24 protein-coding genes are annotated in these 25,514 nt (G+C 63.4%); 8 read left to right on the top strand and 16 right to left on the bottom strand.

What is annotated here, in order from left to right; genetic code table 11:
- The first annotated feature begins 189 nt into the window (after window positions 1–189).
- From PARACOCCUSGL_RS0108615 to PARACOCCUSGL_RS0108600, 4 genes are read left to right on the top strand one after another with little or no spacing between them, the layout of a single operon-like run.
- Complete coding sequence (locus PARACOCCUSGL_RS0108615) at window positions 190–381, top strand: hypothetical protein (RefSeq protein WP_010395327.1); 192 nt, start codon at window positions 190–192, stop codon at window positions 379–381.
- Window positions 382–404: 23 nt separating this feature from the next.
- Window positions 405–1,118 (top strand): MgtC/SapB family protein, encoded by a 714-nt coding sequence (locus tag PARACOCCUSGL_RS0108610; protein WP_010395326.1) that lies wholly within the window; start codon window positions 405–407, stop codon window positions 1,116–1,118.
- Window positions 1,118–2,260, top strand: a complete 1,143-nt coding sequence (locus tag PARACOCCUSGL_RS0108605; protein WP_010395324.1) for a sensor histidine kinase — start codon at window positions 1,118–1,120, stop codon at window positions 2,258–2,260. Before PARACOCCUSGL_RS0108610 ends, PARACOCCUSGL_RS0108605 begins: the two co-directional genes overlap by 1 nt.
- Before the next feature lie 8 nt (window positions 2,261–2,268).
- Window positions 2,269–2,928 (top strand): response regulator transcription factor, encoded by a 660-nt coding sequence (locus PARACOCCUSGL_RS0108600; protein ID WP_010395323.1) that lies wholly within the window; start codon window positions 2,269–2,271, stop codon window positions 2,926–2,928.
- Window positions 2,929–2,949: 21 nt separating this feature from the next.
- Here PARACOCCUSGL_RS0108600 and guaD read toward each other — a convergent pair whose 3' ends face one another.
- Genes guaD through xdhA form a run of 4 tightly spaced genes read right to left on the bottom strand, consistent with a single transcriptional unit; the run spans window position 2,950 to window position 8,697 of the window.
- Entirely contained in the window at window positions 2,950–4,227 is a 1,278-nt protein-coding gene (guaD, locus tag PARACOCCUSGL_RS0108595) for a guanine deaminase (protein ID WP_010395321.1), read from the bottom strand.
- Window positions 4,215–4,958, bottom strand: coding sequence for a xanthine dehydrogenase accessory protein XdhC (gene xdhC / locus PARACOCCUSGL_RS0108590; RefSeq protein ID WP_010395319.1), 744 nt, complete (start codon window positions 4,956–4,958; stop codon window positions 4,215–4,217). Before xdhC ends, guaD begins: the two co-directional genes overlap by 13 nt.
- Window positions 4,955–7,255, bottom strand: coding sequence for a xanthine dehydrogenase molybdopterin binding subunit (gene xdhB / locus PARACOCCUSGL_RS0108585; RefSeq protein ID WP_010395317.1), 2,301 nt, complete (start codon window positions 7,253–7,255; stop codon window positions 4,955–4,957). Before xdhB ends, xdhC begins: the two co-directional genes overlap by 4 nt.
- Window positions 7,252–8,697 (bottom strand): xanthine dehydrogenase small subunit, encoded by a 1,446-nt coding sequence (gene xdhA / locus PARACOCCUSGL_RS0108580; RefSeq protein ID WP_010395315.1) that lies wholly within the window; start codon window positions 8,695–8,697, stop codon window positions 7,252–7,254. The genes xdhB and xdhA overlap by 4 nt, the downstream gene beginning before the upstream one ends.
- A gap of 118 nt (window positions 8,698–8,815) precedes the next feature.
- On the opposite strand from xdhA, the gene PARACOCCUSGL_RS0108575 reads away from it, so the two are divergent.
- The gene (locus PARACOCCUSGL_RS0108575; protein WP_010395310.1) at window positions 8,816–9,712 is read left to right on the top strand and encodes a LysR family transcriptional regulator; all 897 of its coding nucleotides are present in this window, start codon (window positions 8,816–8,818) and stop codon (window positions 9,710–9,712) included.
- Between the two features lie 84 nt (window positions 9,713–9,796).
- On the opposite strand, the gene PARACOCCUSGL_RS0108570 is transcribed toward PARACOCCUSGL_RS0108575, so the two are convergent.
- From PARACOCCUSGL_RS0108570 to bhcA, 8 genes are all read right to left on the bottom strand, one after another.
- Window positions 9,797–11,044 carry a urate hydroxylase PuuD gene (locus PARACOCCUSGL_RS0108570; protein WP_010395308.1) on the bottom strand — a complete coding sequence of 416 codons (1,248 nt, stop codon included), beginning with the start codon at window positions 11,042–11,044 and terminating at the stop codon, window positions 9,797–9,799.
- 204 nt (window positions 11,045–11,248) lie between these two features.
- Window positions 11,249–11,599, bottom strand: coding sequence for a hydroxyisourate hydrolase (gene uraH / locus PARACOCCUSGL_RS0108565; protein ID WP_010395305.1), 351 nt, complete (start codon window positions 11,597–11,599; stop codon window positions 11,249–11,251).
- A 16-nt stretch (window positions 11,600–11,615) separates the two neighbouring features.
- Window positions 11,616–12,959, bottom strand: a complete 1,344-nt coding sequence (locus tag PARACOCCUSGL_RS0108560) for an 8-oxoguanine deaminase (protein WP_010395303.1) — start codon at window positions 12,957–12,959, stop codon at window positions 11,616–11,618.
- Window positions 12,959–14,440: a nucleobase:cation symporter-2 family protein gene (locus PARACOCCUSGL_RS0108555; RefSeq protein ID WP_010395302.1), complete on the bottom strand. Its 1,482-nt coding sequence runs from the start codon at window positions 14,438–14,440 to the stop codon at window positions 12,959–12,961. Before PARACOCCUSGL_RS0108555 ends, PARACOCCUSGL_RS0108560 begins: the two co-directional genes overlap by 1 nt.
- A gap of 36 nt (window positions 14,441–14,476) precedes the next feature.
- The gene (bhcD, locus tag PARACOCCUSGL_RS0108550) at window positions 14,477–15,439 is read right to left on the bottom strand and encodes an iminosuccinate reductase BhcD (protein WP_010395300.1); all 963 of its coding nucleotides are present in this window, start codon (window positions 15,437–15,439) and stop codon (window positions 14,477–14,479) included.
- Complete coding sequence (gene bhcC, locus PARACOCCUSGL_RS0108545; RefSeq protein ID WP_010395298.1) at window positions 15,439–16,602, bottom strand: 3-hydroxy-D-aspartate aldolase BhcC; 1,164 nt, start codon at window positions 16,600–16,602, stop codon at window positions 15,439–15,441. The genes bhcD and bhcC overlap by 1 nt, the downstream gene beginning before the upstream one ends.
- Before the next feature lie 10 nt (window positions 16,603–16,612).
- The gene (gene bhcB / locus PARACOCCUSGL_RS0108540; protein ID WP_010395296.1) at window positions 16,613–17,572 is read right to left on the bottom strand and encodes a beta-hydroxyaspartate dehydratase BhcB; all 960 of its coding nucleotides are present in this window, start codon (window positions 17,570–17,572) and stop codon (window positions 16,613–16,615) included.
- Window position 17,573: 1 nt separating this feature from the next.
- Window positions 17,574–18,764: an L-aspartate--glyoxylate aminotransferase BhcA gene (gene bhcA / locus PARACOCCUSGL_RS0108535; protein ID WP_010395294.1), complete on the bottom strand. Its 1,191-nt coding sequence runs from the start codon at window positions 18,762–18,764 to the stop codon at window positions 17,574–17,576.
- 182 nt (window positions 18,765–18,946) lie between these two features.
- Between bhcA and bhcR the strand changes: the two genes are divergently transcribed.
- The 3 genes from bhcR (at window position 18,947) to purN (ending at window position 21,500) form a co-directional block, all read left to right on the top strand.
- Entirely contained in the window at window positions 18,947–19,777 is an 831-nt protein-coding gene (gene bhcR / locus PARACOCCUSGL_RS0108530; RefSeq protein WP_010395292.1) for an HTH-type transcriptional regulator BhcR, read from the top strand.
- Between the two features lie 83 nt (window positions 19,778–19,860).
- Entirely contained in the window at window positions 19,861–20,907 is a 1,047-nt protein-coding gene (gene purM, locus PARACOCCUSGL_RS0108525; RefSeq protein WP_010395289.1) for a phosphoribosylformylglycinamidine cyclo-ligase, read from the top strand.
- Entirely contained in the window at window positions 20,904–21,500 is a 597-nt protein-coding gene (purN, locus tag PARACOCCUSGL_RS0108520; protein WP_010395286.1) for a phosphoribosylglycinamide formyltransferase, read from the top strand. The genes purM and purN overlap by 4 nt, the downstream gene beginning before the upstream one ends.
- A 53-nt stretch (window positions 21,501–21,553) precedes the next feature.
- On the opposite strand, the gene PARACOCCUSGL_RS0108515 is transcribed toward purN, so the two are convergent.
- Genes PARACOCCUSGL_RS0108515 through PARACOCCUSGL_RS0108500 form a run of 4 tightly spaced genes read right to left on the bottom strand, consistent with a single transcriptional unit; the run spans window position 21,554 to window position 25,500 of the window.
- Window positions 21,554–22,894, bottom strand: coding sequence for a branched-chain amino acid ABC transporter permease (locus PARACOCCUSGL_RS0108515; protein ID WP_010395284.1), 1,341 nt, complete (start codon window positions 22,892–22,894; stop codon window positions 21,554–21,556).
- A gap of 13 nt (window positions 22,895–22,907) precedes the next feature.
- On the bottom strand, window positions 22,908–23,909 hold the full coding sequence (locus PARACOCCUSGL_RS0108510; protein ID WP_010395281.1) for a branched-chain amino acid ABC transporter permease: 1,002 nt from the start codon (window positions 23,907–23,909) through the stop codon (window positions 22,908–22,910).
- Between the two features lie 2 nt (window positions 23,910–23,911).
- Complete coding sequence (locus tag PARACOCCUSGL_RS0108505; protein WP_010395280.1) at window positions 23,912–24,622, bottom strand: ABC transporter ATP-binding protein; 711 nt, start codon at window positions 24,620–24,622, stop codon at window positions 23,912–23,914.
- The gene (locus PARACOCCUSGL_RS0108500; RefSeq protein ID WP_029371857.1) at window positions 24,622–25,500 is read right to left on the bottom strand and encodes an ABC transporter ATP-binding protein; all 879 of its coding nucleotides are present in this window, start codon (window positions 25,498–25,500) and stop codon (window positions 24,622–24,624) included. Before PARACOCCUSGL_RS0108500 ends, PARACOCCUSGL_RS0108505 begins: the two co-directional genes overlap by 1 nt.
- Window positions 25,501–25,514 lie beyond the last annotated feature (14 nt).

Below are 25,514 nucleotides of genomic sequence, written 5' to 3'. Positions count from 1 at the left end.
CGGAATGGCCAGCGGCGCGTCCCGGCGATGCCGTTGGCCGGATCACTGCATGACAGAAAGGACAGGGACAATGGACGACCCTTCAAGTTGCGGCCGGTCTGTTTGCGGCCAGTTCATCTGGATATTCTGAGCGCGGCACCACGGCAGGCGGATGAGGCGTTCTCTTACCGCCTGCCACGGAGTTTCGCCATGTTTCAACGTCCGATCCTTATGTCACGCAACCCCCAGCCCCTTGTCCAGCCCGCGCCCATTGCGCTTCGTGCCGCCCGCTGGGTCACGGTTGCCGTCTATCTGTTGCTGATCACGCTCCTGCTGCTCGTTGCGCCGATCCGCGAGGCAGAGGGGGTGGCCCCGCTACCCGCTCCGGCGCGGACCCTTTGACCCAGGCAGAAGGAGAGAGTGCGATGTTGAATACTGACCATCTTCCGCAGACTTTTTTCGGCCTCAGCGCAGCGGTGTTGCTCGGCGGCCTGATCGGGTTTGAGCGGCAATGGCGCCAAAGGCTCGCCGGTCTGCGCACCAACACGCTGGTGGCGCTGGGTGCGGCGAGTTTCGTGCTGTTTGCAAGCCTTGTCTCGGGCGAGATGAGCCCGACCCGGATGGCGGCGCAGGTCGTTTCGGGGATCGGCTTTCTGGGCGCCGGCATCATCTTCAAGGAAGGCCTTAACGTCACCGGCCTGAACACGGCAGCGACGCTTTGGTGCTCGGCGGCGGTGGGGGTGCTGTGTGGCGCCGGTTTTTATCCCCACGCCACCATTGCCGCCTGTTTCGTGATCGGTGTCAATCTGGTACTGCGACCACTGGTGCGGGTCATCGGACGCCGCCCCGTCGCCTCCAGCGAGGCCGGGGCGGATTACCACATCTCGATCGTTTGTCATGGCGAGGTCGAGGCCCAGATCCGCGCGCTGCTGCTGCGCGATCTGGGCACAGCCCTGCATATCCACGAGCTGGAAAGCAGCAATATCGAGGACAGCAACCGGGTCGAGGTCCTGGCCTTCGTGCGCGCCGACAACCGGCAGGACCGGCTGCTTGAGCAGATCGTCGGCCGGCTGAGCCTTGAGCCGATGGTCACTGCCGCCCGATGGCGTCTGGACGCGGCCGGGACGGGGCGGGATTAATGCGTCGTTCCGCCCGCGTCGAAGGTGTAGAACCGCGCCCGACAGCAGTCGGTACAGCCGAAAAGGATGATGGGGTGATCGAAAATCGTCCGGGTCTTGCAGAAATCGCCGTCACCCTGCGCTGGGCATTCATGCTTGGGCTGATGGTGGTGATATTCGTCGCCGATACCATCACTGCGCTGGAAATCGCGGTGGCGGTCTTTTACGTCGCCGTGGTGCTGATCGCCGATGGGTTCCTGCGCCGGCGCGGTGTGCTGGTAGTGGCGGCAAGCTGCATCGTGCTGACGCTGGCCAGTTTCTTCTTTACTCACGCCGGGGCTTACGAAGCTGGCGTGATCAATTGCGCGCTGAGCCTTTGCGCCATTGCCATCACCACATATCTGGCCCTGACCCGATCTTCGGTCATTCTGGCCGAACATGAGGCGCGGGCTCAGCTTGTCCGGCTTGCCCGGGTCAATACGCTGGGCGAGATGACCGCATCAATCGCGCATGAGGTGAACCAGCCTCTGACGGCGGTGGTAACTAGCGCCAATGCGGGGTTGCGCTGGCTGGCGGCGGGTCCGCCCAATCTTGGCAAGGCGCGACAGGCGCTTGAGCGGATCATCGGCGATGCGAACCGGGCCAGCGATATCGTCGCGCAGGTGCGCAACCTGTCCAAACGCGCCGATCCGCGGGCAGATTGGCAAGAGGCCCCGGTACTGGTCGCCGGGGTCGTCGCGCTAAGCCGCGGTGAGCTGGACCGGAACGGGGTCCGGGTGCGTGTCAGACCGGCCGATGGCCTGCCCCTTGTGTTGGCCGATAGCGTGCAGGTCCAGCAGGTCCTGTTGAACATCGTCCTGAACGCCATCGACGCCATGGCCGCCACCCCGGCCGAGCGACGCGAGCTGGCGATTGATCTGGCGTGCGAAGTGCCGGGCTTCGTGCGCTTCTCGATCCGCGACCATGGCACAGGTGTCCCGCCCGAGGCGGTTGCAGGCATATTCGATGCCTTCTACACCACCAAACCTCAGGGAATGGGGATTGGGCTTGCCGTCAGCCGCTCGATCGTCGAGGCGCATGGCGGACGGATCTGGGTCGAGCCGCAACCCGAGGGCGGGGCGGTATTTCATTTTACCCTGCGCGCGCGCCAGACACGGGGGTGATGATGCCTATGAACCGGGACAATATGCCTAAAGACAGTCAGCAGGATCAGCCTGTGGTCTTTGTCGTCGATGACGACAGATCGGTCCGGGACGCGCTTGAGGATCTGCTGGCCTCGGTCGGACTGGGCAGCATGCTATTTGCCTCAAGCCAGGAGTTTTTACAGGCTGAGCGGCCCGATGCCCCGGCCTGTCTGGTGCTTGATGTGCGTATGCCCGGGCTGAGCGGCCTTGATTTTCAGGACGAGCTGGCGCGGCAGGGGCTGCATATCCCCATCGTCTTTATCACTGCCCATGGCGATATCCCCATGTCCGTCCGTGCGATGAAGGGCGGCGCCATCGAGTTTCTGACCAAGCCCTTTCGGGATCAGGACCTGCTTGATGCCATTCAGCAGGGTATCGCCCGGGACCGCATCCGCCGGCAGGAAGAGGCGGTCAGGCAGGATCTGCGCCGCCGCTATGCCAGCCTGAACCAAGGCGAACGCGCAGTGATGGATCTGGTCATAAAGGGGCTGTTGAACAAACAGATCGCCGGGATGCTGGATGTCAGTGAAATCACCGTCAAGGTCCGGCGCGGCCGGGTGATGCGCAAGATCGGGGCACAGTCGCTTGCCGATCTGGTCCGCTTTGCGGAACGTATTCACGAGGCAGACCGGGGCTGGCGGGACTGAACCCGTCAGCTGGTCTGGCCCTTAGCCAAGCATCGGTTCTCCGGCGACATAGGTCTGCGCGATCGAGCGGTCATCGCCCAGGATTTGCAGGATGAACAGCTCTTCGGCCAGCGTCCCGGCCCGATCCATACGCAGTGCCATCGCCGGGGTGGCGCGGCTGTCGAGCACCACCAGATCGGCGTCGCTGCCGGTGTCCAGTGTGCCGATGCGGTCGGCCATGCCAAGCGCCAGCGCATTGCCACGCGTGACCCAATGGAAGGCGGCAAAGGGATGCAGCTTTTGCCCGCGCATTTGCAGGATCTTGTAACCCTCGTTCAGGGTTTGCAGCATCGAATAGCTGGTGCCGCCGCCGACATCGGTGGCGATGCCGCTGACCACGCCCGCAGCGCGCAAGCCCGCCTCGTCAAACAGGCCCGAGCCGAGGAACAGGTTCGAGGTCGGACAGAACACCGCGCGTGAGCCGGTCTCGGCCATGCGGGCAATCTCGCGCGGTTCAAGGTGGATCGAGTGGCCCAGCAGCAGCTTATCCGAAAGCAGGCCGTAGGTCTCATAGATGTCCAGATAGTCGCGCGCCTGCGGGTATAGGCTTAGCGTAAATGCGATCTCGTCGCGGTTCTCGCTCAGGTGGGTTTGCACATGACAGTCGGGATGTTCGCGGACAAGCTGGCCCGCCATCTGCATCTGCTCGGGCGTCGAGGTGATGGCAAAGCGCGGTGTGATCGCATAGCGCAGCCTGCCGCGGCCGTGCCATTTGGCGATCAGCGCCTTGCTGTCGTCATAGCCCTGTTGGGGGGTGTCCAGCACCGCCTCGGGCGCATTGCGGTCCATCATCACCTTGCCGGCGATCATCGCCATACTGCGTGCCTCGGCTGCTGAAAACAGCGCCTCGGCCGATTGCGGATGGACCGAACAAAAGGCGACGGCGGTGGTGGTGCCATGGGCCAGCAGCAGGTCGAGGAACCGCTCGGCCATGGCCGGGGCGTGTCCCTGCTGGGCAAAGCGCGATTCCTCGGGAAAGGTATAGGTGTTCAGCCAATCAAGAAGCTGCGCGCCCCAGCTGGCGATCACCTGCACTTGCGGGAAATGGATATGGGTGTCGATAAAGCCCGGCAGGATCAGATGCGGGCGGTGATCGGTTTCCGGCAGGTCGGGCTGGCGCAGATCGGCGTAATCGCCGACGGCGGCGATCTTGCCATCCTCGACGATGACGGCGCCATCCTCGTGATAGGTAAACGCGTTTTCGACCTCGACCGGGTCGGCATGGAATGAGAGCGTGCGCCCCCGGATCAGCTTTCGCATGGGTGTCTTTTCGGTGAAGAAACGGTTTCGGTCAGACGGCCGATAATCTCGGCGGCGGTGAAGGCGGCGATGATCTCGGGGCGCTTGTCACGCGACCAGCCTGCGCCGATGGGGCAGGTCAGCCGGTCGGTGTCGAGCCCCTGCGCCCGGGCAAAGCGGCGAAACTGCGCCAGCTTGGTCCGGCTGCCGATCATGCCGATATAAGGCGCGTCCATACGGCGCAGCGCCTCGGCCGCCAGCAGGAAATCCAGCGCGTGATCATGGGTAACGACGACAAAGCTGGTGCCAAACGGGGCGTGGCGGATCTCGGCTTCGGGCAGGGGGGTCAGGCGGGTTTCGCCCTCTGCCTGCGCGAGCTCGCCTGCGCGCTGGTCGATCAGGATCGGCCGCAGCGGCAAAAGCGCCAGCGCGCGCGAAAGCGCCCGCCCGACATGGCCTGCGCCAAAAATCAGCACCCGGGGATGTTCGGGCTGGGGCGGCGCTTCGGCGACGCGGGTCAGCACAAGCTCGACCCGGCCACCGCAGCATTGGCCGATCTGCGGTCCCAGCGGCACGTCCATGCAAGCCGCCTCTTCGCCGCGCGCCAGCATCTGCCGGGCGCGGTCGATGGCCATATATTCAAGCTGGCCACCCCCGATCGTGCCGCTGAGGCCCTGTTCGGTGACATGCATCACCGCCCCCTTTTCGCGCGGGGCTGAACCGCGCGTGCGCGTAACCTCGACCCGGATCATCGCCGCACCCGCTCGATCGCCATCAGCACCCGCTCGGGCGTTGCGGGGGCGTCGATGCGCGGGTTCTCGGCATAGCCGTTGAAAGAGGCGACCGCCATGTTCAGCGCCTGAAAGACGCTGATCCCCAGCATAAAGGGCGGCTCGCCCACGGCCTTTGAGCGTTTGATCGTCGCCTCGCGGTTCACTGACCAGTCGGCGAGATTGACGTTAAAGACCTTGGGTCGGTCCGAGGCCAGCGGGATCTTGTAGGTCGAAGGCGCGTGCGTGCGCAGTCGCCCCTTGTCGTCCCACCACAGTTCCTCGCTGGTCAGCCAGCCGGTTCCTTGCACAAAAGCGCCCTCGACCTGCCCCTTGTCCAGCGCAGGGTTCAGACTGCGGCCAACGTCATGCAGGACATCGGCGCGCTCGATGACGTATTCGCCGGTCAGCGTATCGACCGAGACTTCGGAGCAGGCCGCCCCATAGGCGAAATAGTAGAACGGGCGACCCCGGCCGGTTTCGCGGTCCCAATGGATTTTTGGCGTCTTGTAAAAGCCCGCCGCCGACAGCTGGATCCGCGCCATATAGGCGCTTTTGATAAAGGCGTCGAAGGGCATGGTTTCATTGCCGATCTGCACCGTCTCGCCGATGCTGACCAGTTCGGGGGCAACGCCCTTGGTCTCGGCCGCAAATGCAGTCAGGCGGGCGATAAGCTGCTGACAGGCATCAAGCGCCGCCATCCCGTTCAGGTCCGACCCTGACGATGCGGCGGTGGCCGAGGTGTTCGGCACTTTCTCGGTCGTGGTCCTGGTGATGCGGATGCGGTCGATGTCGATCCCCAGCGCCTCGGCCACGACCTGAGCGACCTTGGTGTTCAGGCCCTGACCCATCTCGGTCCCGCCATGGTTCAGGTGGACCGAGCCGTCGGAATAGATGTGGATCAGCGCGCCGGCCTGGTTGTACCAGGTTGCGGTAAAGCTGATGCCGAACTTGACCGGGGTCAGTGCGATACCCTTGCGGATGACGCCACCCTTGGCGTTCCAGTCCAGCACGGCCTGCCTGCGGGCGTGGTAGTCGCTGCTTGCCTCAAGCTCATCAAAGATGCGCGGCAGGATCTGGTCCTCGACCTCCTGATGATAGGGGGTCAGCTGGCCGTTCTGATAGAGGTTCAGCTTGCGGATCTCCAGCGGATCGCGGCCCAGCGTATAGGCAATATCTTCGATCACGCGCTCGGCCATGATGACGCCCTGCGGCCCGCCAAAGCCGCGGAAGGCGGTGTTTGAGCAGGTGTTGGTCTTCATCGGATGGCTGCGCAGCTCGACCGCCGGGTAAAAATAGGCGTTGTCGGCATGAAACAGTGCCCGGTCGGTCACCGGACCCGACAGATCGGCCGAAAAGCCGCAGCGGGCGTAGAAATCGGCCTCGACTGCATGAATCTTACCCGTCTCGTCATAGCCGACCTCATAGTCGATGACGAAATCGTGGCGCTTGCCGGTGATGGCGAAATCGTCGTCGCGGTCGGGCCGCAACTTGACGGCCCGGTTCAGCTTTTTCGCTGCCAGCGCCGAGATGCAGGCAAAGGGGTTCATCTGCGATTCCTTGCCGCCGAACCCGCCGCCCATCCGCCGGACGTTTACCACCACCGCATTCGAGGGCACGCCCAGCACATGGGCGACCATATGCTGCACTTCGCTGGGGTGTTGGGTAGAGGTGTTGACGACCACCTCATCATCCTCGCCCGGGATCGCCATGGCGATCTGGCTTTCAAGATAGAAATGCTCCTGCCCGCCGACGGTCAGCCGCCCCGAGATGCGGCGGGGCGCGCGCTCAAGCCCGGCCATGTCGCCACGCTGAAGCTTCAGCGGCTTGGTCACATAGCCCATACCGGCGTCGCGGGCACCGATGGCGTCGATGGCAAAGGGCAGCTCTTCGTATTCGATCTGTGCCAGCTGACAGGCGCGGCGTGCCTGATCGCGGGTCTCGGCCACCACGGCAAAGATCGGCTGGCCGTGGAACTGCACCTCATCGGTGGCCAGCAGCGGTTCGTCATGCAGCCCCGAGGGAGAGATGTCGTTCACGCCGGGAATATCCTCGGCTGTCAGGACCAGATGCACCCCGGGCGCCTCGCGCACTTTGGACAGATCCAGCGAACGGATGCGGCCATGCGCGACCGTCGAAAGGCCCAGATAGGCGTGCAGCGTTCCCACCGGTTCCAGCAGGTCGTCGGTGTAATCGGCCTGGCCGGTGACATGTTTGACCGCCGAGTCATGGATGATCGGCGTATGGGCAGCGCCCTTGACGAAAACGTCCTGTTTCATTCGACCCTCCTCAGGCGGTGGTCCTCACCCTGCTGTTCAAGCCAGAAGCGGCGGAAAAAATTGGCGGCAAGCGTCTGGCGATATTCCTTGGTGGCACGCCAGTCGGTGAGCGGCTGAAAGTCATTGGCGACTGCGCGCGCCGCAGCCTCGAAGGTCTCGGCGGTGAAGGGCTGGCCCTTCAGTGCGGCCTCGGCCCCGGTCGCACGTTTGGGCGTGCCGGCCATGCCGCCAAAGGCCACGCGTGCGTCGATGATCGTCGTCCCGTCGGTTTCCACCCGGAAGGCGGCGGCAGAGGCGGTGATATCGGCGTGGTGGCGCTTGCTGACCTTATAGGCGGCGATACGGGCATTACCTTTAAGCGGCACGGCGATCGCCTCGACGAATTCGCCGGGGCGGCGGTCCTGCTTGCCGTATTCGATAAAGTAATCCTCGACCGGCAGTTCGCGCGTACCCTCGGCGCTGCGCAGCCGCAGGGTAGCACCAAGCGCGATCAGCAGGGGCGGCGTTTCGCCGATAGGAGAGCCGTTGGCGATATTGCCGCCGATAGTCCCGGCGTTGCGGACCTGCCAGCCGCCGATGCGCAGCCAGTAATCAACCGCCTCGGGGAAGTGTTCGCGCAAGAACGGCTCAAACTCGCTATAGGTGACGCCAGCGCCGATGGTGATCCGACCCTCGGCAAGCTCAATCCGCTTGAGGTCCTGCAAATGGCCGATGAACACGGCCGGAGAGATGTTGCGCAGGAATTTCGTCACCCACAGCCCGACATCCGTGGCCCCGGCGACGATGGTCGCTTTGGGATAGACGGCCAGCACCTGTGCCAGATCGGCGGCATCGGCGGGCAGGATGGCGCGGTCATCGCCGCGCGCAACCTCGACCCGCTCGCGCGGGATGGCGTTCAATGCGGCAATGACGTGCTCACGTTCGACGCTCAGCGCATCCATATGCTGCCCTCCGGCCTCCGAGGCGGCAAAGGCGGCTTTCACGATCGGCTCATAACCCGTGCAGCGGCACAGGTTGCCCTGCAGCGCGGTTTCAATCGCCAGCATGTCGGGGCGCGGGTTCTGCATCCACAGACCGTAAAGCGCCATGACAAAGCCCGGCGTGCAAAAGCCACATTGGCTGCCGTGATGTTCGACCATTGCGGCCTGAACCGGATGCAGCCCGCCCTGTGGTCCGCGCAGATGCTCGACCGTCACGATATGGCAGCCGTGGCACGAGGCAAGAAAGCGGATGCAGGCGTTGATCGGTTCGTAATGCAACCGGCCCTGATAAAGCCGGCCGACCAGAACGGTGCAGGCGCCGCAATCGCCTTCGGCGCAGCCTTCTTTGGTGCCGGTCAGGCGGCGGTTCAGCCGCAAAAAGTCCAGAAGCGTGTCGCGTGATCCGACCTCGGTCAGGCGCACCTCGCTGTCGTTCAGAAGAAAGCGCAATTCTTGGCCCATTCGGTCCTCGCTGGGAATGGCTGGGGATAGGGAAAGCCTAAGCGTGAATTGCTCTTTGCGAAATCACAGATTGAGCATAAGACTTTCAGCGATTCCTTGAAAGAGTGGGGGCGAGACCATGCCATATCTTGAAAGTCTGCGGGTCTTCGTGCGCGTCGTCGAGCTGGGTTCAATCACGGCGGGCGGGCGCGACCTACGCATGTCACCTGCGGTGGCCTCGAACCGTATCAAGGATCTGGAGACGCGTTTTGGCGTGCGCCTGCTTAATCGCACCACACGCAAACTGGTGCCGACCGAGGTGGGGCGCGCCTTTTACGACAACGCCCGCAGGGTGATCGAGACGCTGGACGAGGCCGAGGCGGTGGTCTCGGGCTTTTCGGGCAACCCCCATGGCGCCTTGCGGGTGACCGCGCCTTTGGGTCTGGGGCGAAGGCTGATCGCGCCTTTGGTGCCAAAGTTCTGCGACGAATATCCGGGGGTCGAACTGCGGCTGCGGCTGTCGGACCGCAACGTCGATATTATCGCTGACGGAATCGACCTCGCCTTTTTTCTGGGCGAGCCGCAGGATTCGGCACTGAAATGGCGGCGGATTGCAGAATGTCGCCGGGCGCTGGTGGCGACGCCCGAGTATCTGGAAAAGCACGGGCACCCCGAGCGGCCCGAGGATCTGACCTCGCATAACTGCCTGTTGCTGCGTTACCCGCGCAGCCCGGAATATTATTGGGTGCTGCAAACGCCCGAGGGGCCGCAAAAGCTGCTGGTGAACGGCAAGTTCGATGCCGATGACGGCGATGTGCTCAGCGGCTGGGCCATGGCCGGCAGGGGGATCGTCAACCGTCCGCGTTATGAGGTCGCCGAACATCTTGCCGCCGGGCGGCTGGTCGAGGTGCTGCCGCAGTTTCCGCCCATCCCCTCGCAATTCGGCGTGCTGACCCCGCACCGCCGCTTGCAAGATCCCAAGGTACGGCTGTTTGCCGATTTCATCGCCCGCGAGGTGCGGGGGCTGTTCGGATAAAGCCCCCTGAAAATGCCGCAGCCGCTGACCGGGAACGGCAGCGGCTGGCATCGGATGGGGGTGTTTTTTCCCCTGCGCGTAATTTCAGTTCAATGCAAAGGTCTTGGGCAGGCTGCGATACCAGTCCACGATCGCCTGACGCTCTTCGGGCTCCATGAAGCTGACGTTGGCGGGCGGCATGGCATTGGTCACGCCAGCCTGGATATAGATCTCGCGCGCCGCGCGGGTGATGTCGTCGGGGGTTTCCAGCAGCACGCCCTTGGGTGCGGTGTGGATGCCCTCATACGAGGGCTCCCTTGCGTGGCACATCGAGCAGCGACCCATCACCGCGTTATAGGCGTCCTCCCATCCGGCCACGTCAACCATGGCCTGCTGGGTGGGGGTCAGGACGCGGGCCTCGGCCTCTTCCAGCGTCTGGCGGAACATCGGTGCGGTCGACAGCCACATGACGATGATGAACAGGATCGTGGTTACCGCCCAGGTCCACCAGCGCATGCCGCCACCGGCGTGCATGGTGTTGAAGAAGTGGCGGATCGTCACACCCATCAGGAAGATCAGCCCCGCGATGACCCAGTTGTATTCGGTGGCAAAGGCCAGCGGATAGTGGTTCGACAGCATCAGGAACACCACCGGCAACGTCAGATAGTTGTTATGGGTCGAGCGCAGCTTGGCGATCTTGCCGTATTTTGGATCGGCAGGGCGTCCGGCCTTAAGATCGGCAACGACGATGCGTTGGTTCGGCATGATGATAAAGAACACGTTCGCCGTCATGATAGTGGCGGTAAACGCACCCAGATGCAGCATGACCGCGCGGCCGGTAAACACCTGATTATAGGCCCAGCCCATGACCACCAGCAGTGCAAACAGGATCAGCATCAGCAGGGTCGGGGTTTCACCCAGCCGCGATTTGCACAGGTTGGTATAGATCAGCCAGCCGATCGACAGCGACCCGCCCGAGATCAGGATTGCCTGCCAGGGCGCCAGCTCCATCTTGGCGGGATCTATCAGGAACAGCTCGGAGCCGACCCAATATGTGACCATCAGGAGCGCGGCCCCCGAGATCCAGGTCATATAGCTTTCCCATTTGAACCAGATCAGATGCTCGGGCATCCGTTCGGGTGCGACGAGGTATTTCTGGATGTGATAAAAGCCGCCGCCGTGAACCTGCCATTCCTCGCCATGAGCACCCGGGGGCAGGCCGGGCACCTTGCGCAGCCCAAGGTCAAGGGCGACGAAATAGAACGAAGAGCCGATCCAGCAGATGGCGGTGACGACATGCGTCCAGCGGATGGCAAAGGCGAGCCAATCCCAGATGACGGCGAAATCGGACATACTCTGTCTCCTGTCTAGCTGGCGAAAGACTAACGGCTTCTAAGGGTTGCGAGTATTCACACATTTCCCCTTGCTGTCTTAACGATGTGTTGAAAATCCTTAATCCGGACCGGGGGGAATGAAAAAAGGGGGCATTGCCCCCTCGGACCCGCGCCGGGCCGCACCTTGTTGCTGCGTAAGTGGCCCCGGAAACGGGCGCGCGGCTCAGCTGCCACGATAGGTCGAAAACCCGTAAGGCGAGATCAGCAGCGGCACATGATAGTGGTCCTGATCCGCCATGCCGAACCGTAGCGGCACCTGATCAAGGAAGCGCGGCTTTGCGGCCTGATGTCCCTGTGCGTCCAGCCACGCGCCGACATGAAAGATCAGCTCGTATTCGCCGGTGTCGAACTGGGCTTCGGGCAGGATCGGACTGTCGGTGCGGCCATCATGGTTGGTGACGGTTTCGGCGATCAGCCGGCGCTCGGGGTCAAGGCGGTAAAGCTCGATCCGCATGCCCTGCGCGGGGGTGCCGTTCGCGGTGTCGAGCACATGGGTGGTAAGATAGCCGGGCATTTTCTTCCTTTCCTTGTCAATCCGCGAGCCGGGCGATGGCGGCGCGGGCCTGTTCGTTCAGGCGATTCGTGTCTGCGGTCAGCAGGTCGTGATCCTGCACCACGGCGCGGCCTTCGACATAAACCGCGCGCGGCCGGATCGGTGCGCAAAAGACCAGCGCCGCGACCGGGTCCCATTGACCGGCGGCGGGCAGCTCTGCGACATCCCAAAGCACCAGATCGGCGCGTTTTCCGGGTTCGAGTGAACCGATATCACTGCGGCCCAGAACCCGTGCGCCGCCCAGCGTGGCGATTTCAAGCGCCTCACGTGCGCCCATGGCGGCCGGGCCATCCTTGAGCCGCGCGACCAGCATCGCCTGCCGGGCTTCAAGCCCCAGATGGCTGCAATCGTTGCTGGCCGAACCGTCGACCCCAAGACCGACCGGCACGCCCGCGTCGCGCATCTGCCGGACCGGCGCGATGCCCGAGGCAAGCCGAGCGTTCGAGCAGGGGCAATGTGCGACCCCGGTGCCGGTGCGGGCAAACAGGTCGATCTCTTTGTCGGACAGTTTCACGCAATGGGCATGCCAGACATCATCGCCGGTCCAGCCCAGGCTTTCGGCGTAATCACCGGGCAACATGCCGAAATTCACCAGCGAATAGGTGATATCCTCGTCATTTTCGGCCAGATGGGTATGCAGCCGCACGCCCTTTTCGCGCGCCAGGATCGCGGCGTCGCGCATCAACTCACGGCTGACCGAGAAAGGAGAGCAGGGCGCCAGACCCACCTGCACCATGGCGCCGGGATTGGGGTCGTGAAAGGCGGCGACCAGCCGTTCACTGTCTTTCAGGATCGCGGTCTCATCCTCGACCAGCGCGTCGGGGGGCAGCCCGCCTTTGGATTCGCCGATCGACATGGCGCCGCGGGTGGCGGTGAAACGGATGCCGATCTCGGTCGCGGCCTCGATACTGTCGTCAAGCCGGGCGCCGTTCGGAAAGAGATAGAGGTGATCCGACGAACAGGTGCAGCCTGACAGCGCCAGTTCGGCCAGGCCGATACGGGTGGACAGGCGGATGTCCTCGGGACCCATGCGGCCCCAGATCGGATAAAGGGTGCGCAGCCAGCCAAACAGCGCCGCATCCTGTGCGGCGGGGACGGCTCGGGTCAGTGTCTGGAACAGGTGATGATGGGTGTTCACAAAGCCCGGGGTGACAACACAGCCCCGAGCCTCGATCACCTCGGCGTCTTCGGCGACCAGCCCGGTGCCGACGGCAGAGATCACTCCGCCGTCGATCAGGATGTCGCCGCCTGCGATCTCGCTCCGGGCGCTGTCCATGGTGACCACCACTTCTGCGCCCCTGATGAGCAGGCGTTTCGTCATCAATGTGCCTCGCTTGCGTGTGCGGCTGCGGCAAGTTCTTCTTCGCTTGCATGCGGCGCGCCGTTGAAGAACCAGTTCAACCCTACTGCGGCCACGGCGGCAAGCAGGATGCCGGAATGGATCAGAGTGTGCAGCGAATGCGGCAGCCACTGGTTGAAGTCAGGGGCAATCATCGGGACCATTCCCAGCCCCAGCGATACGGCAACGATGAACAGGTTGTGCCGGTTGCCCTTGAAGTCGACGGTCGAAAGGATGCGGATCCCGGTCGCGGCGACCATGCCGAACATGACCAGCCCTGCGCCGCCCAGCACCGTGGTCGGCAGCGATTCGACCAGCGCGCCCATCTTGGGGATCAGGCCAAGGACGATCATGATTGCGCCGCCCGCCACGCAGACAAAGCGCGAGCGCACCCCGGTCACACCCACCAGCCCGACGTTCTGGCTGAATGAGGTATAGGGGAAAGTGTTGAACAGACCGCCGATAGCGGTGCCCAGCCCGTCCACGCGCAGCCCGGCGCTAAGCGCCTGCGGGGTCATGCGGCGGCCGCAAATGTCACTGAGCGCAAGGAACATGCCCGTCGATTCGATCATGGTCACAAACATGACCAGCAGCATGGTCACGATCATCACCGGATCAAAGATCGGCGTGCCGAAATGCAGCGGCTTGATCGGGGCGAACCATGCGGCTTCGGCGATGCCGTCGAAATGCATCATGCCCATGACGGCGGCAAGAGCCCCACCGATGACGATGCCAAGCAGCACTGCGATATTGGCGACAAAGCCGCGTGCATAGCGTGCGATCAGCAGGATCGCGGCCAGAACGGTGATGCCGATGATGATACGCTCGACCGAGGCATATTCCGGATTCGGCATCGTCGGCATCAGCTTGACGCTTGCCGGAACCTCTCCTGCGGCGCGGGCGGCCTCAAGCCAGGCTTGCGCGGCGGGATCGACAAGCTGCGGCGCGGTCGGGCCGACCGGCAGGCCAAAGATCCAGTTGATCCCGACCGGCATCAGGCTGACCCCGATCACCAGGATCACCGTGCCGGTGACGACACTGGGAAAGAACCGCAACAGCCGGCTGACGATCGGGGCGAAAAAGATCGAGATGACCCCCGCGGCCATGATCGCACCGAACATCATCCGCGCGCCCTCCTGTCCCGGGTTGGCCGAGGCGATGGCAACCATGGGACCGACAGCGGCAAAGGTGACGCCCATCATCACGGGCAGACGGATACCAAACCACTGAGTGGCGCCAAAGGACTGGATGATGGTGACAATGCCGCAGACGAACAGGTCGGCAGAAATCAGAAAGGCCACGTCCTGCGGCGAAAGCTGCAGAGCGCGGCCCACAATCAGCGGCACTGCGATAGCGCCGGCATACATGACCAGAACATGCTGGAAGCCCAGGGCAAACAGCCGAGGAGCGGCAATGCGCTCCTCGACCGGATCAAAGCCGGGGCTGGTGTCCAGATTTTGCATTCGTCCCATACCTCCCTATTTTCAGGACGTTACCGCTTAGATTTCGACTTGTTGCGCGATCCCTTTTTCTTTTGCGATCTCAAGGACCTTTTGCGCGACAGCCAGATCCTGCAGGCCGACGCCAGTGCCGTCGAACAGCGTGACTTCGGCATCAGCACGGCCGGGGTTGTCCCCGGTCACCACCGCGCCCAGTTCGCTGATCTGTTCCTCCTTGATCAGCCCTGCGGCGATGGCGTGCTGGCATTCGCCGATGCTGATCGACTGTGCGACCTCATCGGTAAAGATCCGGGCGCGCGTGACCAGCGCCGGATCCAGCTCTTGCTTGCCCTTGGTGTCGGTGCCCATGGCGGCGATATGCGTCGGCCCCTTCACATGCTCGTTCAGAAGCAGCGGCGAGAAGGACGAGGTGATCGAGATGATCACATCCGCCTCTTCGCCGAGTTGCGGCAGATCGACCGCCTCGAAGGGCAGACCCAGCTCGGCAGCGGTATCGGCAAGGCGTGACAGCATCTCGGGATGCGGGTTCCAGCCGATGACCTTTTCAAAGCCGTGCACATTGGCCGCGGCGCGCATCTGGAAGGCCGACTGATGGCCGGCGCCGATCATGCCAAGCACCTTTGCACCTATGGGCGCGAGATACTTGATCGACACAGCCGAGGCCGCCGCCGTGCGCAGCGCGGTCAGCAGGTTGCCACCCACCGCCGCCGAGACCCGGCCGGTATCCGGGTCGAACAGAAAGACGGTGGACTGATGGTTGATCAGCCCGTGCTTTTGGTTGTTCGGCCAATAGCCCCCGGCCTTCAGCCCCAGCGCCAGCCCCGAGGCGTCAAAGCCGCCCTTAAAGCCATAAAGCGCGTCCTCATACCCGATGGCCTCGCGCACCACGGGAAAGTTATAGGCCTTGCGCCGGGCCATCGCGGCGAAGACCGCCTCGATGGCCTCAAAGGCCGCCTCGGGGTTCATCAGACCCGCGATTTCCTTTTCGGCGACGACATACATCAGTAGGCCTTTCCGCGCGCCGAGACCGGCCAGACCACCTCGACCTTGCCGCCGCGCACGCCGACATACCAGTCGTGGACGTTGCAGGTCGGGTCGCAATGGCCGGGCACCAGCCGCAGCTTTTCATTGACCTTGAGCACGCCGTCCTTGTCCTCGACCACGCCATGTTCGTCGCTGCACTTGATGTATTTCACATCATTGCGGCCATAGACGAAGGGCAGGCCGCTATCGACGGACTGAGCCTTGAGGCCTGCGTCCACTACCGCCAGATGCGGCTTGGCATGCGACATGACCGAGGTCAGGATGAACAGGGCGTTTTCCCATTCACCCTGGTCGATACGGTTGCCGTCCTTGTCATGGATACGGCCGTAATCGGCGTCCATGAAGGCGTAAGAGCCGCATTGAAGCTCGTTATAAACGCCCGAGTTGCTTTCGAAGTAATACGAGCCGGTGCCACCACCCGAGACGAATTCGGGGTTCAGACCCTCGGCCTTCAGCGCCTCGACGGCCTCTTCGACCTGTGCGATGGCGGCGTCCAGCTTGGCCTTGCGATCCTCATAGCTGTCCATGTGCTGCATGGCGCCCTGATAGGCCTGAATGCCCTTGAAGGTCAGGTTCGGGGCGGCAGCGGCAGCCTTGGCGATCTCGACCACGGCTTCTTTGGTCGTGACGCCGCAACGGCCTGCGCCGCAGTCGATCTCGACAAAGATGCCCAGTTCGGTGCCGTGGCGCTGCGCGGCGGCCGACAGATCGGCGATATTGGCCACCTCATCGACACAGACCGTGACCGTCGCGCCCAGCTTGGGCATACGGGCAAGGCGGTCGATCTTGGCGGGGTTGCGCACCTCGTTGGTGACAAGGATGTCCTTGATGCCGCCGCGTGCAAAGACTTCGGCCTCGCTGACTTTCTGACAGCAGACGCCGACAGCGCCGCCCAGCGATTCCTGCAGCTTTTGCACATCGACGGATTTGTGCATCTTGCCATGGCTGCGGTGACGCATCCCATGGGCCTTGGCGTAATCACCCATCTTCTTGATGTTACGCTCAAGCGCGTCCAGGTCGAGGATCAGGCACGGCGTCTGGATATCGTTTTCATCCATGCCGGGCAGGGCGGGAATGTCGTAACCGACTTCGTAGCCGGAGAAATCCGTTTTCGCGTTCATGGGGCTCTCCTCAGTTCCAGGGCAGCTTGTCGAGATCGACATTGCCGCCGGTGACGATGACGCCGACGCGCTTGCCGGCGAATGCTTCGGGGTTTTTCAGGATGGTCGCCAGCGGCACGGCGCTGGAGGGTTCCATCACGATTTTCAGTCGCTTCCAGATCAGCTTCATCGCGTCGACGATCTCTTGCTCCGAGGCCGTCAGGATGTCGGTGACGTGGTTGCGGACGAAATGCCAGGTCAGTTCCTTCAGCGGCACTTTCAGACCGTCGGCGACGGTGTTGGGCGCGTCATCGGCGATGATATGGCCGGCGCGGAAGCTGCGGGCGGCGTCATCGGCCTGTTCTGGCTCGGCGGCGTAGATTTTCACCTGCGGCGCAAGGTTCGACAGCGTCAGGCAGGTGCCCGAGACCATGCCGCCGCCACCGATCGGGGCGACCACGGCATCCAGCCCCTCGACCTGCTCGATCAGTTCGGCCGAGCAGGTGGCCTGACCGGCGATCACGCGCCAGTCGTTATAAGGATGGACGAATTCGGCGCCGGTTTCAGCCACGACCTCGGCAAAGACTGCCTCGCGCGAGCTGGTCGAGGGTTCGCATTCCACCACGCGCCCGCCATAGCCGCGCACAGCGTCCTTTTTGGCCTGCGGCGCGGTGCGCGGCATGACCACGGTGCAGGGGATGCCACGACGACCGGCAGCATAGCTGAGGCAGGTGCCGTGGTTGCCGCTGGAATGGGTCGCAACGCCCTTTTTCGCCTGCTCATCCGACAGTCCAAAGACTGCGTTCGAGGCCCCGCGCGCCTTGAAGGCACCGGCCTTTTGCAGGTTCTCGCATTTGAAGAACAGCTCGGCCCCGGTCAGTTCGTTCAGCATGCGCGAGGTCAGCACCGGCGTGCGGTGGACATGCGGGGCGATGCGTTCACGCGCGGCCAGCATGTCGCCAAGTGTCGGGATATACATCACATCCTTCATCTCAGGCGGCCTTCTTCAAAGCGGTGGCAGTGGTCTGGCGGTAATGTTCCTGTGCGGCGGCAACGCCCGAGCCCAGCTTGATCGGCAGGCCCAGATCAGCCATCACCATTTCTGCCACGGCGATGCCGGACAGGGCCATGGCGTCGGTCAGGCTGCCAAGGTGGCCGATGCGGAACACCTTGCCCGCAACCTGGCCAAGGCCGGTGCCGAAGGCCATGTCATAGGTCTCCAGTGCATGGCTGACGATCAGGTTGGCATCAAACCCCTCGGGCACGCGGATGGCGCTGACGCTGTCCGAATAAAGCTCGGGCCGGACGGCGCAAAGCTTCAGGCCCCAGGCCTCGACGGCGGCGCGCACGCCGCCAGCGATGCGGTGGTGACGGGCAAAGACGTTCTCAAGCCCTTCGGACAGCAGCCGTTCGCAGCTGGCGTTCAGCCCGTTGATCAGGCCGACCGGCGGCGTATAGGGGTAGCCGTTGCGCGCATAGCCCTGAGCCATGTCGCGGATGTCAAAGAAGGTGCGGGGCAGGCGCGCGGTCTCGACCGCAGCCATGGCCTTGGGTGAAAAGCCGACGATGGCCAGACCCGGGGGCAGCATAAAGCCCTTTTGGCTGCCGGTGACGGCGATATCGACACCCCATTCGTCCATGCGGAAATCCATCGAGCCGATCGAGCTGACGCCATCGACGAATAGCAGCGCAGGGTGTTTCGCATTGTCGAGCGCGCGGCGGACAGCGGCGATGTCGGATTTCACGCCGGTCGCGGTCTCGTTATGCGTGGCCAGAACCACGCGGATCTCATGCCCTTTGTCGGCGGTCAGGATCTCTTCGAAACGGTCGGCGGGGATGCCTTCACCCCAGGGCGTTTCGACAAAGGTGACGTCCAGCCCGTGGCGCTGGCACATGTCGATCCAGCGATGGCTGAACATGCCGTTACGCGCAGCCAGCACCTTGTCGCCGGGCGACAGCGTGTTGGTGATCGCCGTTTCCCAGCCGCCGGTGCCGGTCGAGGGGAACAGGAACACTTCGGCCTGCGTGGACTTAAGGACTTTCTTCACGCCCTCCAGTGCCGGGTGCAGCATCCGGCCGAACACCGGCGAGCGGTGGTCGATGGTCGGCATGTCCACGGCCTTGCGCATCTCCTCGGGGATGTTGGTCGGGCCGGGAATAAAGATCGGGTTCTGACTGGTCATGGCAATTCCTCCTGCTTGTGGAACAGGCTACGGCCCGCTGTCCATTAAAGCAATTTTTCTGAAAAATATTTCGCAATCGCGGAAAAATGGTTTAAACTGGCGCAGAATCAAACAGTTGGCCTTTTCCAAAGCTGGGAATTGATTTTAAATAAATTTGACAAGCTATCGAAAGGATTCGTTGAATGTCGGTTCAGGTGCGAAAACGCGGTCGTCCAAGGGGTCGCGCCGGCGGCTTTGGCGCCGAAGATTCGGGCGGCATCCGCGCGCTGGATCGGGCGCTGGATATCCTTGATCTGATCGCCGCCTCGAACGGGCTGACGCTGACCGAAATTGCGCAAAGGCTGGAAATGGCACCATCCACCGTGCACCGGGTTCTGGTGACTCTGGCGGCGCGCGGTGTGGCGGAAAGTGACAGCCAGACACAGGCGTGGCACGTCGGGCCGACGGCCTTTCGCCACGGCTCGGCCTTTATGCGCCGTTCGGGCCTTGTTGAGCGGGCGCGGCCGCTGCTGCGCCGGCTGATGGAGGTGACGGGCGAGACGGCGAACCTTGGCATCCTGAACGGCGATGCGGTTCTGTTCCTAAGTCAGGCCGAGACGCATGAGACGATCCGCGCCTTTTTTCCCCCTGGTACCCGCTCGGCCCTGCATGCCTCGGGCATCGGCAAGGCGCTGCTTGCCCATGCCAGTATGATGGATCTGAAGCGGATGCTGCGCGAAATGCGGCTTGAGCGTTTTACCGGGATGACGCTGACCGACCCGCAGGCGCTGCTTGAGGATCTGGCCCGCATCCGTGCCCGCGGCTATGCGCTTGATAACGAAGAGCGCACGCCCGGCATGCGCTGTATCGCCGCGCCGATCTTTGACCTTGCGGGCGAGGCGGCGGCGGGGATCTCGGTTTCGGGGCCGACCTTGCGCATGTCGGACGAGCGGTTGGCCGCCATGTCCGAGGCGGTGATCGCTGCCGCGCGCGAGCTGTCCTTTGGCGCGCCCCCTGCGGCTGACGGCGGCTGAGCCTTTTGCAGCGGAATCGCAGCCGGTCATTGCCTGCGCGCCCCGGCTGCGCTATCGGGGCGGCAAAGCAAAGGGGACCCAAGATGACCGAGCGCAAAAGCGGCCTGTCCTATGCCGAGGCCGGAGTGGATATTGATGCTGGCAATGCGCTGGTCGAGCGGATCAAGCCCGCCGCCGCTGCCACCCGTCGCCCCGGCGTGATGGAAGGGCTGGGCGGTTTCGGCGCGCTTTTTGATCCGCGCTCCGCTGGCTATCAGGACCCGGTTCTGGTGGCTGCAACCGATGGCGTTGGAACCAAGCTGCGCATCGGTATCGACACCGGCGAGCTGGACGGGTTGGGGATCGACCTTGTCGCCATGTGCGTGAACGATCTGGTGTGCCAGGGTGCCGAGCCGCTGTTCTTTCTGGACTACTTTGCGACCGGGAAGCTGTCGGTTGCCGAGGCCGCCCGCGTCATCAACGGCATTGCCGAGGGTTGCCGCCTGTCGGGCACTGCGCTGATCGGTGGCGAGACGGCCGAGATGCCGGGCATGTATGCGCGCGGCGATTTCGACCTTGCCGGCTTTGCCGTCGGTGCAATGGAGCGCGGGACCGCGCTGCCTTCGGGCGTTGCCGATGGTGATGTGCTGTTGGGTCTTGCCTCGGACGGAGTGCACTCGAACGGCTTTTCGCTGGTGCGCAAGGTGGCCGAACATGCCGGGCTTGACTGGAATTCGGCCTCGCCCTTTGGCGGCGGGACGCTGGGTCAGGCGCTTTTGGTGCCGACGCGGCTTTATGTCCGCCCGGTGCTGGCCGCGATCCGTGCCGGCGGTGTTCATGCCGCAGCCCATATCACCGGTGGCGGCATCACCGAGAACCTGCCGCGCGTTCTGCCCGAAGGGCTGGGCGCCGAGATCGACCTTGACAGCTTCAGCCTGCCGCCGGTCTTTGACTGGCTGGCCGAGGCTGGCTCGATTGCCGAGCCCGAGATGCTCAAGACTTTCAACTGTGGCATCGGCATGATCCTGAGCGTGGCCGCCGACCGTGCAGCCGAGCTTGAGGCGCTGTTGCAGGCCGAGGGTGAGACTGTCCTCCGCCTTGGCCACGTTCGCCCCGGCGCAGGGGTGCGCTATAGCGGCCGCCTGCGGTGAAACGCGTCGCGATCCTGATCTCGGGCGGGGGCTCGAACATGGTCAAGCTGGTCGAATCGATGACCGGCGACCATCCGGCGCGTCCGGTCATCGTCGGCTCGAATGACCCGCAGGCTGCGGGGCTGGCACGTGCGAGCGCCCTTGGCGTGCCGACCTTTGCCGTGGATCACCGCGATTTCAGGGGCGATCGCGCCGCTTTTGAGGCAGGGCTGCTTGGACCCTTGCTTGCTGCCCAGCCTGACATTCTGTGCCTTGCCGGATTCATGCGTATTCTGACCTCTGAGTTCGTCCAGCAGTTTGAGGGGCGGCTGCTGAACATCCACCCTTCGCTTTTGCCGAAATATCCGGGGCTGCACACCCATCAACGCGCCATCGAGGCGGGCGATGCCGAGGCCGGTGCGACCGTTCATCTGGTGACGCCTGAACTCGATGCTGGGCCAATTCTGGGTCAGGTTCGCGTGCCGGTGTTACCCCAGGACACGGCCGAGTCTTTGGCCGCCCGGGTACTGGTGCAGGAGCACCGGCTTTATCCCAAGGTGCTGCGCCGCTTTGCGCGGGGCGAACTGTCGCCGATTACCCTGACCGCTGCCTGAGGGGTAGGGCGGTAGCGCCCCCGGCGCCCTGATGGGTGCGGGGGCAGCGGCCATTATTTCTCGGGCACAAGCCCGCGCGGGGCAAATCGCAGCACCACCAGCAGCACCAGCCCCAGCGCGATAAAACGCATATGCGGCGCGCTGCCAAGAAGGTGATCGCGCAGCACGCCTTCGGGCATGGGCGCGGTGACCAGGCGCATGAATTCGGGACCCCAGACCTCGGCCTTGATCCACAGGAACCAGATCAGGATAGCTCCCAGCGCCGCACCCCAGTTATTGCCCGAACCGCCGACGATCACCATCACCCAGATCAGGAAGGTATAGCGCAGCGGGTTAAAGCTGGTTGGCGACAACAGCCCGTCCAGCGTCACCATCATCGCACCTGCAAGGCCGATCACCGCGCTGCCGATGATAAAGATCTGCAGATGACGGCGGGTGACATCCTTGCCCATCGCCTCGGCTGCGGTCTCATTATCACGGATCGCGCGCATCATCCGGCCCCACGGCGATTTCAGCGCCAGTTCGGCAAGCAGGATCAGACCCAGAAGCACCAGCCCGAACAGGCCCGCATATAGCAGCTTGACCCAGATCCCCGAGGCGACTGTCGGGCTAAGCCCCCAATCGGCAGCGCGGGCAACGAAATCCGGACTGTTCTGCAAATCCAGCTCATACGGGACGGGACGCGGGATGCCCGAGACGTTCTTGACCCCGCGCGACAGCCATTCTTCGTTGCGCATTACCGCGACGATGATTTCCCCAATCCCCAGCGTCGCGATGGCCAGATAGTCCGAGCGCAGCCCCAGCGCCACCTTGCCCACGCCCCAGGCGGCAGCGGCGGCGAAAAGTGCACCTACCGGCCAGGACAGCAGCACAGGCCAGCCCAACCCGCCGATATTGCCCGTGCGGGCCGAATCATTGGCCTCGATCGCCATGACAGCCGGATCAAAGAGCCCGCGATAGACAACAAAGCCGATGATAAGCACCGCGATCAGTGCGGGCACACGGAGGGGGCCGGAAAAACGCCTCCAGACCTGCGCGGCAAGGACCAGCGTGCCCAGCCCGACGACCAGCGCGACAAGAACCCGCGCGCCGCCTGCCGCCCATGCGCCCTGCACCGGCTCGGTCGAGATCAGGACCGGGGCAAGGCCGCCAAGTGCCAGAAAACCGACGACGCCTGCGTTAAACAGCCCCGCATAGCCCCATTGCATATTCACACCCAGCGCCATGATGGCTGAGATCAGCCCCATGTTCAGGATGGCCAGCGCCGTGTTCCAGCTGCCCGAAAACAGGGCGTTGCGCATGGTGCCCTCGGCCACGAACAGCGCGACAAGGATCAGAAACAGGATCGGTGCGCGCCAGGGGCTGACCGCATCGGCTTGACGTGTATTCGACATGGATGCCCCTCCCTCAGACGGATTTGCCGCGGAACAGGCCGGTTGGCCGGAACAGCAGGACGACGATCAGGATGACAAAGCTGACCGCGAATTTGTATTCGGTGGACAGCAGTTGCAGCAGGCCGTCTGTTTCAAAGCCCAGATAGGCCGCGATCTTGCGCCAGGGATAGGTGACGGCCACCTCGGAAAAGGCGACGATAAAGCCGCCCGCCACCGCCCCCAGCGGATTGCCGAGCCCGCCGACGATAGAGGCGGCAAAGATCGGCAGCAGGATCTGGAAGTAGTTGAAGACCTTGAAGGACTTGTCGAGCCCGTACAGCGTGCCCGCCGTTACCGCCAGCGCGGCGGCGATAAGCCAGGTCAGCCGGACCACCCGTTCGGGGTCGATGCCTGACAGCAGGGCCAGATCTTCGTTGTCGGAATAGGCGCGCATCGCCTTGCCGGCACGCGAGCGGTTCAGGAACCTGAACAGAGCCCAGCAGGCCAGCGCGGTGACAACCAGCGTCAACGCCTGACTCACGCGCAGGGACAGCCCCTCTGACAGGCCCGTCCAGGCGCGGAACTGCTGCACGCTGATCAGAAAGCGCGCGCCGTCATCAAAGCGGATCTCGTCCACGCCGATAACCAGCCGGGTCAGCCCGTTCATGATGAACATGACCCCGACCGAGGCCATGACCAGAATGATCGGCGCCGAGCGTTTGCGGCGATAAAAGCGATAGACTGCGCGATCAACCCCAAGCACCAGCACCGAGGTCAGCGCGATGCCAATGGGCAGGGCAAGCAGGGCGGTCGGCAGTGGGCCAAGGCTGATGCCAAGCGCCTGCAGCCCCCATGTCACCAGAATGACCAGCGCCGTGCCAAAGGCCATGGTGTCGCCATGGGCGAAGTTGGAAAAGCGCAGGATGCCATAGATCAGCGTCACCCCCAGCGCGCCAAGCGCAAGCTGTGCGCCATAGGCGGCGGCGGGGATGACCACAAAATTCAGGATGGCCACCAGGGCGTTCAGAATATCCATCTTCAGCCCCCAAGGAAGGTACGGCGGACCTCGGGATCGGCCAGCAACGCCTGCCCGGTGTCGGTGTAGCGGTTGGCGCCTTGCACGAGGACATAGCCAGTATCGGCGATTTCCAGTGCCTGACGGGCGTTCTGTTCGACCATCAGGATCGAGATGCCGGTGCGTGCGACCTCGATGATACGGTCGAAAAGCTCATCCATGACGATGGGAGAGACGCCCGCGGTCGGTTCGTCCAGCATCAGCAGGCTGGGCCGGGTCATCAACGCCCGGCCAACGGCGACCTGTTGGCGCTGCCCTCCGGACAGCTCACCCGCGTTCTGCTTGCGTTTTTCAGCGACGGCGGGGAACAGGGTATAGACCTGCTCCATCGTGTCGCGAAAATCGTCGTCGCGGATAAAGGCACCCATTTCAAGGTTTTCTTCGACCGTCATGGTCGGAAAGATGTTGTGGGTCTGGGGCACGAAACCCATGCCTTTGCGCACCCGCTCTTGCGGGGTCAGTTGGGTGATATCCTCACCCGCCAGCCGAACGCTGCCTTCGCGCAGGTTCAGCATGCCAAACACCGCCTTCATCGCGGTCGATTTACCTGCCCCGTTGGGGCCGACGATGACCGCGATCTGACCGCGCTCGACCGTCAGGGTGCAGCCGTTCAGGATATCGGCCTTGCCATAGCCGCCGCGCATGTCGGTGGCGGAAAGATAGGGCTCTGCCATCACAACCCTCCTTCCGGCTTGCCGTCGCCGCCATGCCCGGCCTCAGAGCCAAGGCCGGGCTGGGCGCCGTGCGATTCCGCAAAGGCCGCCTCTTCGGCCACTTCTGCTGCGACCTTGTTTTTAAGGCCGGTGCCCAGATAGGCCTCAATCACCGCTTCATTCTTCATGATGCTGTTGGCCGAGCCTTCGGCCAGCACCTTGCCCGCCGCCATGACGATGACCGGGTCGCAAAGCCTGCCAATGAAATCCATGTCATGTTCGATTACACAGAAGGTGTAGCCGCGTTCCTTGTTCAGCCGCACGATGGCATCGCCAATGGTGCCCAAAAGCGTGCGGTTCACCCCTGCGCCGACCTCGTCCAGAAAGACGATCTTGGCATCGACCATCATGGTGCGGCCCAGCTCAAGCAGCTTTTTCTGTCCGCCCGAGAGGTTGCCCGCCTTTTCCTCGGCCAGATGGGAAATGGTCAGGAACTCAAGAACTTCGTCGGCTTTCTTGCGAAGCGCACGCTCTTCCTCGCGGATGCGGCGACGGCGAAACCAGGTGTTGATCAGCGTCTCGCCGCTTTGTCCGGCAGGCACCATCATCAGGTTTTCGCGCACGGTCATGGATGAGAACTCATGCGCCAGCTGGAATGTGCGCAGCAGCCCCTTTCGGAACAGCTCATGCGGGGGCAGGCCGGTAATATCCTCACCGGCCATCATCACCCGGCCAGAAGTTGGTTTAAAAACTCCGGCAATTACGTTGAATAATGTAGACTTTCCGGCGCCGTTCGGGCCAATCAGCCCGGTGATGGAGCCGGTCTCGATGGTTAGGCTGGCGCCATCTACGGCGCGAAAGCCCCCGAAATGCTTTTGCAGGTCGTGGACCTGGATCATCAGACCCCCCAGCT

This window comes from Paracoccus sp. TRP, assembly GCF_000185925.1.
Taxonomy (GTDB): Bacteria; Pseudomonadota; Alphaproteobacteria; order Rhodobacterales; family Rhodobacteraceae; genus Paracoccus; species Paracoccus kondratievae.
Note: the sequence above shows the minus strand (reverse complement) of the source record. Positions and strands in the feature narration are given on the sequence as shown.